Source organism: Planotetraspora mira, from assembly GCF_016863275.1.
Classification (GTDB): domain Bacteria; phylum Actinomycetota; class Actinomycetes; order Streptosporangiales; family Streptosporangiaceae; genus Planotetraspora; species Planotetraspora mira.
This window is the reverse complement of sequence record NZ_BOOO01000015.1, coordinates 78,472-90,531: the sequence shown is the minus strand read 5'-3', so window position 1 is coordinate 90,531 and position 12,060 is coordinate 78,472. Positions and strand designations below refer to the sequence as shown.

The window sequence follows — 12,060 nt, the reverse complement described above, 5'->3', positions numbered from 1 at the left end:
ATGTCCGCATCCGTCGCTGTATTGAAGTCCGAGGCACGGCTCTTCAGCCGCGAGCCGGGAAGCCTGTTCTGGATCGGCGCCTTCCCCACGGTGCTGCTGGTGATCCTCGGCCTGATCCCGTCCTTCCGGGAGCCCGACCCGGCGAACTCGGGCATCCGGGTCATCGACCTGTACGTCCCCGTGGTCGTGCTCCTCTCCCTGATCATGGCCGGGCTGCAGGCCATGCCGCCCGTCCTCGCCGGCTACCGGGAGCGCGGCATCCTGCGCCGCATGTCGACCACCCCGGTGCGGCCCGTGTCGTTGCTGACGACGCAGATCGTCCTGCACGCCGCGGCCGCCCTGTGCTCGGCGGTCATCGCGATGGCCGTGGGACGTCTCGTCTACGACGTGGCACTCCCCAAGCAACTCTTCGGCTACGCGCTGGCGCTGGTCCTCGCCACGCTCGGCGCGCTCGCGGCGGGCGCGACGATCGCCGCGGTCTCGCGCACCACGAAGATCACCACCGCCGTCGGCACGGCCGTCTTCTTCCCGTCGATGTTCACCGTGGGCGTCTGGCTCCCGGTCCAGGCCATGCCGGACACCTTGCAGCGCATCGTCGAGTTCACCCCGTTCGGTGCCGCCTCGCAGTCGCTGAACGAGGCGGTGGCGGGCGACTGGCCCAGCTGGTCGCACCTCGGCGTCACGGCACTGTGGACTGTGGTGCTGGTCGGTGCCGCGGCACGCTGGTTCCGCTGGGAGTGACAAAAAGGGAGACTGAACGGCGTGTCAGGCGACCGAGTGATCGAAGAGTGGTGGGCCAGTTACTCCCGCTGGGGGCCGTACGCCCTGCTGAGCCTGGGGGCGCTGATCGCGCTCGCCTCCGGCGACGCGGTGATGAGCCGCGATGAGATGTACCCGACAGCTGTGCTCACCGCGGCGGCGTTCGCCCTGCAGCTGGCCTGGAGCAAGATCGGCCCAGGCCTGCCACTCCGCAGCCTGGCGAGCGGGACCTACTACTGGGTCCGGTTCGCCCTCAGCTTCGCGCTCACCTGGCTGAACCCGTTCTTCGCCGTGTACGCGGTGGTCGGGTACTTCGACGCCGACCGCCTGTTGCCGCGCCGGGCAGTACGCGTCGGACTGCTCGCCACGGCCGTGACCATGGCGGGCTCCCAGTCCGGCGGGCTGCCTCCTCCCAGCGGCCTGCAGTGGATCGCCTTCGGCGCGCTCTACCTGCTCAACGCCTCGCTCGTCATCTTCTTCGGCCGGCTCGGGGCCAAAGAACTTGAGAACGCCAACGCCAAGGCGGCCACCATCACGGAGCTGGAGCGCACCAACGCCCGTCTTGAGCAGGCCCTGGAGGAGAACGCCGGGCTGCACGCCCAACTCCTCGTCCAGGCCCGCGAGGCGGGCGTCAACGACGAACGCCGGCGGCTGGCCGCCGAGATCCACGACACCATCGCCCAGGGCCTGGCCGGCATCATCACCCAACTCCAGGCGGCCACCGACAGCGCCGACCCCGCGGTCGCCCGCGACCACGTCGAGCGCGCCGCGGCCCTCGCACGCCACAGCCTGGGAGAGGCCCGCCGCTCGGTCCAGGACCTCGCCCCCGAAGCGCTGGAGCACGACACGCTCCCCGAGGCACTGAAGAACATCGTCGAGACGTGGTCGGAGTCGACGGGCGTACGGGCCGAGTTCACCGTCACCGGCACCGTCGAGGCGCTACACGAGGAGGTCGAGGCCACCGTGCTCCGCATCGCCCAGGAGACACTCGCCAACGCCGGCAGACATGCCGACGCCACACGGGTCGGCGTCACCCTGTCCTACATGGACGACGAGGTGAGCCTGGACGTCCGCGACGACGGCCGCGGCTTCGACCCGCACGCGCTGCCCCGGCGTGAGACCGCCCGCGGCTTCGGCCTCGGCGGCATGCGCGCCCGCGCGGAACGCATCGCCGGGACCGTCGACATCGAGTCCGAGCCGGGACATGGCACGGCCATCTCGGCTCGCGTACCGTTGGTGCGCCATGGCTGAGCGCACCATCACCCTCCTGATCGTCGACGACCATCCCGTCGTGCGCAACGGGCTGCGCGGCATGTTCGCCGCGTCTCCCGACTTCGAAGTCCTCGGCGAGGCCTCCGACGGAACGGAAGCGGTCACGCTCGCCGGCCTGCTCGACCCCGACGTGGTCCTGATGGACCTGCGGATGCCGGGCGGCGGAGGTGTCGACGCCATCGCCGAGCTGACCCGTCGCGGCCTGCGCTGCGAGGTTCTCGTGCTCACCACGTACGACTCGGACTCCGACACCATTCCCGCGATCGAGGCGGGCGCCACCGGCTACCTCCTCAAGGACGCGCCGCGCGACGAACTCTTCACCGCCGTGCGGGCGGCCGCGGAAGGCAAGACGGTGTTGTCGCCGGCCATCGCCTCACGCCTGGTCTCGCGCGTGAGAGCCCCGGGCAACGAGCCCCTGAGCGCCCGCGAGCGTGAGGTGCTCATCCTCGTCGCCAAGGGCACGTCCAACCGTGAGATCGCCGCTGTGCTGTTCATCAGCGAGGCGACCGTCAAGACCCATCTCACCCACCTCTACGGGAAGCTGGGGGTCAAGGACCGGGCCGCGGCCGTCGCGGTCGCATACGAGCGGGGCATCCTCGGCTGAGCCCAGCCCCGACGGCTGAGCCCGGCCCGGACGGCTGAGCCCGTCCCGGACGCCCGTGCCATGCGGGACGACCGTCTCCCCGCCCACGGCACTCGCGTCCGGCTCGGTCGTCATCCCTCCTCGCGCCGCGACGCGGATCTCCGGCCCGCTGCCGAGCAGACGATCCGCGTGAACTCGAAACCGCCCTGCCGCAGAGACATGGGTGTCCGATGTCGCGACGACGGGAGGAAGTCAATGAACCGGTTACATCAGGCCGCTCCGCTGTGGTGACGACGGCGGTCGCGCGGGATGCGGATGACGCCGCCGTCATCGAGGCGTCCTGGCGGGACACCGAGAAGTTCGCCGTGCTGTACGACCGGTATTCGGCCCAGCTCTACCGGTACGCCTATCGCCGGGTCGGCCCTGAGCACGCCGAGGACGTCGTCGCAGAGACCTTCCTCGCCGCGTTCCGGCAACGCCGGAAGTACGACCTCAGCAGGCCGGACGCCCGGCCGTGGCTGTTCGGCATCGTCACCAGGGAGATCGCCGGGCGACGGCGGGCCGAGGAGGCCCGGTACCGGACGCTGGCCCGGTCCGGCTCCGGCGAGGTCGTCGACGGATTCGCCGACCAGGTCGCCGCCGCCGTGACCGCCCAGGCGCTGCGCGGCCCACTGGCCCAGGCCGTGGGACGGCTGTCCCCCGCCGACCGCGACGTGCTGCTGCTCGTCGCCTGGAGTCAGTTCACGTACGAGGAGGTCGCCGAGACATTGCAGATCAAGATCGGCACGGTCCGTTCGCGACTGCACCGGGCGCGGCGACGGGTCCGGGAAGCACTCGGCGGAAGCAACCCCACCACAACGATCGAGGAGGTTCGATGAACGAGCTGAAGACTCTGGACGACCTGGGCACGGCACTGGATCCGGCCTCCGCCTCCCCGCCCGAGCGGCTCAGGCAGCGGGTGCTGGCCGAGACGGCCCGGGAGACGGGCCGCGCCGGCTTCCGGCTGCCACGGTTGGCGATGCCCCCGATGGGCTGGCGGATCGCCGCGGCGGGCGGCCTGGCCGCCGCTCTGACGGCCGGTGTGCTGACGACCCAGGTGGTGAACGTCGGCGGAAACCCGCCGGCGTCGACCGCCTCGGCGGCGGTGCGCATCCTGCAGGGCGCCGCGTCGGAGGCGCGGAACCGGCCGGCGGTGGCGGTCCGGGGCGACCAGTTCGTCTACGCGGAGTCGATCACCACGGCGATCGGGATGCCCCAGGGGCAGGACAGCGACCCGGGAGACATGACCGTCATCGCCCAGCGGCGCCAGGCCTGGTTGTCGGTAGACGGCACGGGCGACGGAATGATCCGTGAACGGCCGAGGTCCGGCGGCGGCACCGCGAAGGTCATGGAGATGCCGGGTTGCCGCGACGGGATCCGCGTCTGGACCAAGGGCGGCAAGGTGGGCACCCAGCCGTGCGAGCCGGAGGCCCACTACAGGAGGGATCTGCCGACGGACGCGGACGGCATGCTGGCCGAGCTCCGCCGGGCCGGCGGCGACACCAAGAATCCCCGGGACCAGGACGCGTTCAACGCGGCAGGCGACCTGATCCGCGAGGCGTACGTCGCTCCCGCCTCGCTGGCCGCGGTGTTCGACGCGGTGGCGAGGATTCCGGGGGTGACGGTGGTCGGCGAAGTGAAGGACGAGGCCGGCCGTACCGGGGTCGCGGTGGCGCTGACCCAGGTGCAGGGATCCAGGACCGAGCTGATCTTCGACGCGCGCACCCACGCCTTCCTCGGCGAGCGCTCGACCCAGGTTCGGAACCAGGACGGGCTCAAGGCCGGTCAGGTGCTCGACTCCACCGCGGTCCTCAAGATCGCGATCGTGGACCGGGCAGGGCAGACGTCCTGAGGTTCACCGGGTGAGGACCGGCGAGGTGCCGATTGAGTGCCGCCCCGCCGGTCCGTGCGGCGATGTGCTTCCCCGTCGCGTGGACGCGGGCTGAGACGATCGGGATACTTGCGGGTCTCGGAGGAGGACGGCACCGGGGCCGACCGGACGTCGTGAACGACCGTAGAAGGACGGAGTCGTAGAGCGCATGGCATCGCTCCCAGGTGCGGTCCGGTTGCCCGACGGCGTCTGGATCCGCGGTCGCGGACTCCGCGATCCCCTGCCCGACGGGCCTGTACCCGACTTCGGCCTCTACCTCGGCGCCGCCGTCCTCCGGCGGCGCCACGAGGCGGCCTTGACCTGGCCGCACGAATGGGTCTCCTGGCCGGACTTCCTGCTCCCCCTGGATCGGAATGCCGCCGCCCGTTCCATCATCCGGCTGCACGACCGCGCACGGACCGGCCTCGGCGTCGAAGTCGCCTGCAACGGGGGCGTCGGCAGGACCGGCACCGCCATCGCCTGCCTGGCCACCCGTACAGGCCTGTCGCCCGGCGAGGCCGTCAGCTGGACCCGGGCGAACTACCACCACCGGGCGGTCGAGACACCCTGGCAACGTCGATGGGTGGCGTGGTTCTCCACCTCCACCACGTCGTGACCCGGCCGGCCCACGCCATTCCTTGATCCGCAGGCCCTGGTGGCCGCCTCGAGTGCCTACCAGAGTGCCGCAGTCCTGTCAGGTGGGCTCGGCCGGCCTCGGCGGCGGTGCCGGGGTCTCGGTCCCGGATTGCGGCGACGATCGCGGCGTGCGCCTCGTGGTCTGGACCGGGGTCACCGCGGCTGTGGCCCGCCCCGGGTTGTCGTAGGTCTCACCGGCCCGCGCCTGGCGTCCCAGCTTGAACCAGGACTTCCCCGTCAGGTCGGCCGGAAGCCGGAGCAGCAGATAGCAGCCCTTCTCACCCGCCTTGCACACCTTCTCGTCCCGGTCCACCATCGCCGAGGTCCACTCCGTCGACGGGGTCTCGAAGCCCGCCGAGACCACCGACCCCACCTGGCTTGGAGGGACGGGGACGATGAGCAGTTCCACATCCAGGCCGACCGCCTCGAACGCCTTGCTGAACTTCTGGTGGTCGGCGAAGGGATCCTTGATGCGGGCGACGTACTCGTCCCCCTCCCGCTGGATCTCGATCTCCGAGCTGGCGTAGGAACTCGCAGCCCCTCCGCCGTCCCGCAACAGGCTCGGACCGACGACGATGCCCGCGGCGAGCAGTGCGGCGGCGGCCAGTCCCACGGCCAGGCGTCGGAAGCCGTACCGGCCTCGCGGCTCCACGACGGTCGCGCCGGGCTCCTCCTCCATGATCGAGGCCAGCAACGTCCGCGCCCCCGCGTCGGACGGGCGGCCTCCCGGCCTTCCGGGCCGAACCCGGGGCAGGGTTCTCATCATGATCTCGATCTCATCGACGTTCTTCACAGTGGCCTCTCCGCCGGGATCAGCCGGCTCTCGGAGGTGACACGCACACCCGCCTCGGTGAGCGCGCGGGAGAAGCGCCCGCGGGCGCGATGGAGCCTGATGCGTACGGCGTTGCGAGACAGCCCGAGAGCCGTGGCGATCTCCTGACGGTCCAGGCCTTCCCACGCGACCAGTGACAACAGCTCGCGGTCGTCGTCGGGCAGGGTGCGGAACACCTGGGCGATCGCCGCCAGCTCCACTCCGCTGTCCGGGGAGTTCCCGTAGAGGTCGGCCATCTCGGCGTCGAGTTCGACGCTGCGCGCCTGACGGCGAACCTCACCGCGCCGGTGGTTGGCCAGCACGTTCCGGGCGACGCCGTACAGCCAGAGCGTGGCCTCTTGTCCCGGCGGCATTTCGTCCATCCGTCGCCAGGCGATGGCGAAGGTCTCCGCCACCACGTCCGCCGCGTCCTGCGGCGAATCGCAGCGGCGCGCGGCGTAAGCCGTGATCTGGCCGTATGCCCCTTTGTAGACGGCCTCGAATCTGGCCGGCCGTTCGTCATCCATAAGCGGTTCCCACGAGAGGTCTCCCCTGTGTCAGCGCGAAATGCGGACACCCTCCCTATGTGCGGACCGAACCCATCATTTCTCGCAGACCCGCAGAATTTCCGCGCGCCGAAAGCCCGCATGGCCGCAGGAGCCGGTCAAAGGTGATTTGCCGGCGGCTGTAAGAAGACGCGTGACGCGGTCAGTCGTCCAGCCGGAAGGCGAGCTCGGTCTCCCACTTGCCCATGTCGGGCTCCACCGCGGGATCGGTCTTGTACAGCTCGAGCCTGCACCCCCACCGGTCGCCCTCGGGGGTCGGCGCCATGTCCCACCGCAGGTCGCGATCCGCGGCCCACCGCAGCAGTTCCGCGGTGACGTCTATCAGGTCGTCGGGGTGGCCGACGTGGGTGACGCTGGCGTACCGTCCCGCGGGCAGCACACCCGAAAGGATCACGTCGTCGCCCGGCACGACGTCCGTCACAGGCACGCCCGCCTCCATCTCCAGGATCCCGTCCATGTCGATGACGTTGAACCTGAAGAAGGGGGCTCCCGCGGGCGCGAGCCCGCGGGCGGCCATCCAGCCGAAGATCTCAGGAAAACGGTCGGCGATCTCGGCGATGGTGTCCATGGTGACCTGGCGCCTGATCGCCACGTACGGCTGCTCGGCACGGGCCACGAGTGTGGGTTGCGACATCCGCGTCCTCCCGGCTCACGCCCGAAGGATCTCCGGGGCTCCGGTCAGAATGCCACCGATGCCCCGGATCCGGCCGGGAAACTCCCAATGCCGTCAGCAGGCTCCGCGGGAACTCCTGATGGCGTCAGCGGGCCCCGGACGACGCCGCGGCCGCCTTCGTGGCGACGGGCGAACGGCTACGATCCCAGGGAGTTGATCGTTCGATCTGACAACATCCGCCCCCGATCGAGGGATGTAGTCACCGTGACCGACGTCGATGACCATGTGGCCGATTCCAGGCGCCGCGTCCTCGTGGTGACGGACTCCGTCGCCCCCCGCGTCGACGGGATAGCCTCCTCGACCGACTCGATGGTCCGTGGCCTCGTCGAGGAGGAATGCGCCGTCGCGGTCATCGCACCGGGCCGGCGTCACACGAGCAGAACGGACGCGCGCGGTGTCGTCCGATGGGATGTGCGGTCGTTTCGGACACCTCTGGACGGCTACCCGCTGTCCCTCGTGTCCGTGGCGTGGATCGCCCGGAAGATCCGCGAGTTCCGACCTGATGTGATCTCGATCCAGACCATCGGCCCTCTGGGGGTCGCGGCACTACGCGCCGCTCGGCGGACCCGGATCCCCGCTGCCCTGTCCTGGCACACCGATTTCGAGGCCTACGTCGAGAAGTATCCGCTGGGGTGGCTGTTCGCGCTTCCGGCCGCTCTCAGCGTGGACAACGACCGGGGCCGCCCGTCGCGGCGGGAGATCCTGTCCGCGAGCGCCCGGCGGGAGCCTCACGCGTTCCGGAAGATCCTCGCGCGAGGGGCCGACGCGGCCGATCTGCTGGTCGTCCCGTCGGCGAAGACGGCCCAGTACACCGACCTGCTGGACGTCGAATCCCCGGTGTTCATCCTGCCGACGGGTGTCGAGGTGTCGGAGATCAGCGGGGAGACACTGCCGGAAGACGTCCGGTCGTCCGTCGAGGATCGTCCACCGGGATCGCGCATCGTCTATGTCGGACGCATGAGCCGGGAGAAGGGGCTCGACTTCCTCCTGGACGCGTTTGACCACGTGATGGCCCGGCGGGGCGACGCGACGCTGATCCTCATCGGCCCCTGCAAGGATCGCGCGACCGGAATCCGGCTGGACGCCGCGAAGGCACGCCTCGGCTCCAACCTGGTCATCACGGGCAGCGTGAACCGCAGGGCTCTGCTGGACCTCTATCGCCGGGTGAACGTGTTCGCGACCGCCTCGGTGACGGAGACCCAGGGGATCGCGGCGTGGGAGGCGTCCCTCGCGGGGCTTCCCGTCGTCGCGAGAGACGGCTCTCTGCGCGGTGAGACTCCCGGTGTCTTCGAAGACATGGAGGCGGGGTTCCGTGAGCCGGCGGAGTTCGGCGACGGAATTCTGCGATTCCTCGAAGACCCTCCCCCCGCCGGAACACGTGATCACGTCGGGCTTCCCGCCGCGGAACGGGCACGCCTGTTCCTGGAGGCGGTCGACCTCCGCTCGTCCCCCGGTTCGGACGCCGCCGCGTCGTGGATCTGCCCCGACGGGGTCTGGAAACCCGATCACCGCCGTCGTACCGGCTGATTCGCGTACGTCGGGGACGGTGCGAGTGCGAAGGCGGCGCCGGCCGGCGCACATCAGGCGGCCGAGGGCGTCCTCTCAGAGAGGTCGTCGGCGTCCGGGATGCTCGCGGCGCGGTAGGACGGGTGGTGGCGCGGGATGAGAACGGTGGCCACAACACCCATGATCGCCACGCCGGCACTGATCACGAAGGTGAGCCGGAAGCCGGCCGTACTCGTGGTGGTGACGCCGCCCGCCGAGACGACGTCGCCGACGAGGACGACACCGAGTACGGCGCTCGCGATCGTCGACCCCAGGGTGCGCATGACCGCGTTGAGACCGTTCGACGCGGCCGTCTCGGTGGCGGGGACGGCGCCCATGATGAGGGTGGGCATCGCCCCGTAGGCGAAGCCGACCCCGAGCCCGATCACGGTCGTGACCAGGATCATCTGCCACACCGCGGTCATGAACAGGATGCTCAGGACGTACGCGGCCGCGAGGATGCCGATGCCGAGAAGGAGGGCCACCCGGCCGCCCCTCGCCCTGGTGAGGCGAGCCGCCACCGGGGAGATCGCCCACATGACCAGACCGCTCGGCGCGAGGCACAGACTCGCGATCAGCATGGTCTGCCCCAGCCCCACGCCGGTGACGGCCGGAGCCTCGAGAAGCTGCGGGAACATCACGGCCGTGCCGAAGAATCCGAATCCCACCGTGATGGAGGCGATGTTCGTGAACAGCACGGTACGGCGAGCGGCCACGCGCAGATCGATGAGCGGGCTCTCGGTTCGCAGTTCGAACAGCCCCCAGAGGACGAAGACCAGCACACTCCCGATGAGGAGGCCGAGCGTGGCCGGACTCGTCCAGCCCCACGTGTTGCCCTCCGAGATGCCCAGCAACAACGCGACCAGGCCCACGGCGAGTCCGAGCGCACCGACGACGTCGAACGAGCCTTCGCCGCGCAACGTGTCGGCGGGCACCAGTCGCCAGACGAGCAGGCATCCCGCGGCGCTCAACACGCCCGAGAGCACGAAGAGGAAGTGCCAGTCGAGATACTGGGCGACGACAGCGGAGATCGGCAGGCCCACCGCTCCGCCCACGCCGAGCGTCGCACTCACGAGCGCGATGGCGCCGCCCAGCCGGTCGCGGTGGAGCACGTCGCGCAGGATGCTCAGCCCCAGGGGGATGACACCCAGGCCGGTTCCCTGGAGTGCGCGCGCGATGATGAGCGGCGCGAGCGAGGAGGCGAACATCGCGATCACAGAACCGAGCACGACGAGCGCGAGAAGACCGAGGACCACCCGCCGCTTGCCGTAGAGGTCGCCGAAGCGCCCGGCGATGGGAGTCGAGACGGCGGCGGCGAGCAGCGTGACGGTCAGCGCCCATTGGCAGTCCTGCGGTGACGCGCCGAGAATCACCGGCAGTTCGGGGACCAGCGGCGTCATCAACGTCATCATGAACGCCGCGACGAGGCCGGTGAATGCGAGGCTGACGATGACGGCCCTTTGATTGACGGGTTTCATCGGCCAGGCCGGTCGCCCGTCTCGGCTCCGGCCGTCACTGATCTGCTCGTCGATCCGAGGTGACACGTGTGAATCCTTCTTCCGAGCGTGAGCCCGCGACCGCAAGAGGGGCGCGATCGCACGGGGTCGCTCTATGAAATAAAGTGGAGGAGCCTCCACTTACCGTCATGCTAAGTGGACACGCCTCCACTTAGCAAATGGGTCAACGAGGGAGCACGGAGTGGTCAGGAGCCTCGACTCGGATCGCCCGCTACGAGCGGACGCGCAACGGAACCGGGAAAAGATCCTGTCCACCGCCGTGCGCGTGTTCGCCGAACAGGGGCTCGGCGCGAACTTCGACCAGATCGCGAAGGAGGCGGGCGTCGGGGCCGGAACCCTGTACCGCAACTTCCCCACTCGCGAGTCCCTGGTCGAGGCGGCCTACCGGAACGAGCTCAGCCGGTTGTGCGACGCCGCACCCGATCTCCTCATGAGGATGCCGCCGCACGAAGCGATTCGCGCGTGGATGGGCCGGTTCATCGACTACGCGACCGCCAAGCTCGGCATGGCCGACGCGCTCCGAGCCGTCATCGACTCCGGCGGGAACCCCTACGCCCACAGCCGGGAGATGATGCTGGAGTCCATCTCCTCGCTGCTGGACGCCGGCATCGCCGCCGGAACGATCCGGTCGGACATCACCCCGGCGGACATGCTCGCGAGCCTCACCGGCATCGCCCTCGCATCCCACAAGCCCGAGCAGAGAGAGCAGGCCGAACGCCTTCTCGACCTGACGATGGACGGACTGCGTCACCGGGAGACCTGAGCGGGTCGCCCCCGGCACGGTTGACCCTGACACAGTGTGAGGCCATAGACCGGAGGCGTCATGTTCAGTATCGGAGACTTCGCCCGCCTCGGCCGCGTGTCCGTGCGCATGTTGCGCCACTACGACGCGCTCGGACTGCTGCGGCCTGCCCGGGTCGACCGGGTCACCGGCTACCGCCATTACGAGGCGGGGCAGTTGTCCCGGCTCAACCGGCTGCTCGCGCTCAAGGACCTCGGCCTCAGCCTCCATGAGGTGGGGCGGATCCTCGAGGAGAAGGTCGGCACGGACGAGTTGCGGGGCATGTTGCGGCTCCGCCAGGCGGAGTTGGAGGCCCAGGTGGCCGACGACACGGCCCGGCTGGCCAGAGTCGAGGCGAGGCTCCGGATGATCGAAACGGAGGGCGTCATGCCCGCAGACGTCGTGATCAAGAGTGTCCCCGCGATCCGCCTCGCCGAGCTCAGCGATACGGCGGAGAGCTACGAGTCCGACAAGATCGGCCCCGTGGTCCAGGCTCTGTACGGGGACCTGACCAGACGGCTGGGCGAAGCCGGACTCGTCATCACGGGCCCGGCGGTCGCCTACTACGAGCCGGTCCCCGAAGGCGTGCGGGTGCATGCCGGAGCCCCGGTGAACATGGAGCCGGGCAAGTCCTATGACTTCGACGTCGTCGACCTGCCCGCCATCGAGCAGGCGGCCACGGTCATCCACCACGGGCCGATGGACGACGTGAGCAGCACGTACGGGCAGCTCGCCCGGTGGATCGAGGACAACGGCCACCAAAGCTCCGGAGTCGCCCGCGAGGTGTATCTCCACTACGGCGACGGCGACCCCGCGACCTGGGTGACCGAACTGCAGGAAGCCGTCACCCGCCCCGCATAGAGGCCGTCCTGGCGGCTCTCCCCGTCCTGGCGGCTCTCCCCGTCTCCTCGGACCGGAACACACGCCTCGCCGGAAACCGGGATCGACCGGTGTGCGCGGTCCGGCATCCGAATGACGAAGAAACGTTGTGTTAGCGAAAATCCGGCT

At 69.9% G+C, this 12,060-nt stretch carries 13 protein-coding genes; 9 read left to right on the top strand and 4 right to left on the bottom strand.

Annotation, left to right across the window (positions count from 1 at the left end; all coding sequences use genetic code 11):
• The 6 genes from Pmi06nite_RS13925 to Pmi06nite_RS13900 all read left to right on the top strand — a co-directional run bounded on the left by Pmi06nite_RS13925 (position 1) and on the right by Pmi06nite_RS13900 (position 5,139).
• The gene (locus Pmi06nite_RS13925) at positions 1 to 741 is read left to right on the top strand and encodes an ABC transporter permease (RefSeq protein WP_203953391.1); all 741 of its coding nucleotides are present in this window, start codon (positions 1 to 3) and stop codon (positions 739 to 741) included.
• Between the two features lie 21 nt (positions 742 to 762).
• Positions 763 to 2,010 carry a sensor histidine kinase gene (locus Pmi06nite_RS13920; protein WP_239113888.1) on the top strand — a complete coding sequence of 416 codons (1,248 nt, stop codon included), beginning with the start codon at positions 763 to 765 and terminating at the stop codon, positions 2,008 to 2,010.
• Positions 2,003 to 2,635 carry a response regulator gene (locus Pmi06nite_RS13915; RefSeq protein WP_203953390.1) on the top strand — a complete coding sequence of 211 codons (633 nt, stop codon included), beginning with the start codon at positions 2,003 to 2,005 and terminating at the stop codon, positions 2,633 to 2,635. The genes Pmi06nite_RS13920 and Pmi06nite_RS13915 overlap by 8 nt, the downstream gene beginning before the upstream one ends.
• A 266-nt stretch (positions 2,636 to 2,901) precedes the next feature.
• Positions 2,902 to 3,492, top strand: a complete 591-nt coding sequence (locus Pmi06nite_RS13910) for an RNA polymerase sigma factor (protein WP_308442500.1) — start codon at positions 2,902 to 2,904, stop codon at positions 3,490 to 3,492.
• Complete coding sequence (locus Pmi06nite_RS13905) at positions 3,489 to 4,505, top strand: CU044_5270 family protein (RefSeq protein WP_203953388.1); 1,017 nt, start codon at positions 3,489 to 3,491, stop codon at positions 4,503 to 4,505. Before Pmi06nite_RS13910 ends, Pmi06nite_RS13905 begins: the two co-directional genes overlap by 4 nt.
• A 187-nt stretch (positions 4,506 to 4,692) precedes the next feature.
• Positions 4,693 to 5,139, top strand: a complete 447-nt coding sequence (locus Pmi06nite_RS13900) for a protein-tyrosine phosphatase family protein (RefSeq protein ID WP_203953387.1) — start codon at positions 4,693 to 4,695, stop codon at positions 5,137 to 5,139.
• 78 nt (positions 5,140 to 5,217) lie between these two features.
• Here Pmi06nite_RS13900 and Pmi06nite_RS13895 read toward each other — a convergent pair whose 3' ends face one another.
• The 3 genes from Pmi06nite_RS13895 to Pmi06nite_RS13885 all read right to left on the bottom strand — a co-directional run bounded on the left by Pmi06nite_RS13895 (position 5,218) and on the right by Pmi06nite_RS13885 (position 7,170).
• Positions 5,218 to 5,952 (bottom strand): hypothetical protein, encoded by a 735-nt coding sequence (locus tag Pmi06nite_RS13895; RefSeq protein ID WP_203953386.1) that lies wholly within the window; start codon positions 5,950 to 5,952, stop codon positions 5,218 to 5,220.
• Positions 5,949 to 6,497, bottom strand: coding sequence for an RNA polymerase sigma factor (locus Pmi06nite_RS13890; protein ID WP_203953385.1), 549 nt, complete (start codon positions 6,495 to 6,497; stop codon positions 5,949 to 5,951). The genes Pmi06nite_RS13895 and Pmi06nite_RS13890 overlap by 4 nt, the downstream gene beginning before the upstream one ends.
• A gap of 181 nt (positions 6,498 to 6,678) precedes the next feature.
• Positions 6,679 to 7,170: a GyrI-like domain-containing protein gene (locus Pmi06nite_RS13885; protein ID WP_203953384.1), complete on the bottom strand. Its 492-nt coding sequence runs from the start codon at positions 7,168 to 7,170 to the stop codon at positions 6,679 to 6,681.
• 243 nt (positions 7,171 to 7,413) lie between these two features.
• Between Pmi06nite_RS13885 and Pmi06nite_RS13880 the strand changes: the two genes are divergently transcribed.
• Positions 7,414 to 8,736 (top strand): glycosyltransferase, encoded by a 1,323-nt coding sequence (locus Pmi06nite_RS13880; protein ID WP_203953383.1) that lies wholly within the window; start codon positions 7,414 to 7,416, stop codon positions 8,734 to 8,736.
• A 53-nt stretch (positions 8,737 to 8,789) separates the two neighbouring features.
• Here Pmi06nite_RS13880 and Pmi06nite_RS13875 read toward each other — a convergent pair whose 3' ends face one another.
• Positions 8,790 to 10,298: an MFS transporter gene (locus tag Pmi06nite_RS13875; RefSeq protein WP_203953382.1), complete on the bottom strand. Its 1,509-nt coding sequence runs from the start codon at positions 10,296 to 10,298 to the stop codon at positions 8,790 to 8,792.
• 154 nt (positions 10,299 to 10,452) lie between these two features.
• Between Pmi06nite_RS13875 and Pmi06nite_RS13870 the strand changes: the two genes are divergently transcribed.
• Together Pmi06nite_RS13870 and Pmi06nite_RS13865 are read left to right on the top strand one after the other, a co-directional pair.
• On the top strand, positions 10,453 to 11,034 hold the full coding sequence (locus tag Pmi06nite_RS13870) for a TetR/AcrR family transcriptional regulator (RefSeq protein WP_203953381.1): 582 nt from the start codon (positions 10,453 to 10,455) through the stop codon (positions 11,032 to 11,034).
• A 60-nt stretch (positions 11,035 to 11,094) separates the two neighbouring features.
• Entirely contained in the window at positions 11,095 to 11,913 is an 819-nt protein-coding gene (locus Pmi06nite_RS13865) for a MerR family transcriptional regulator (RefSeq protein WP_203953380.1), read from the top strand.
• The last annotated feature ends 147 nt before the right edge of the window (positions 11,914 to 12,060 follow it).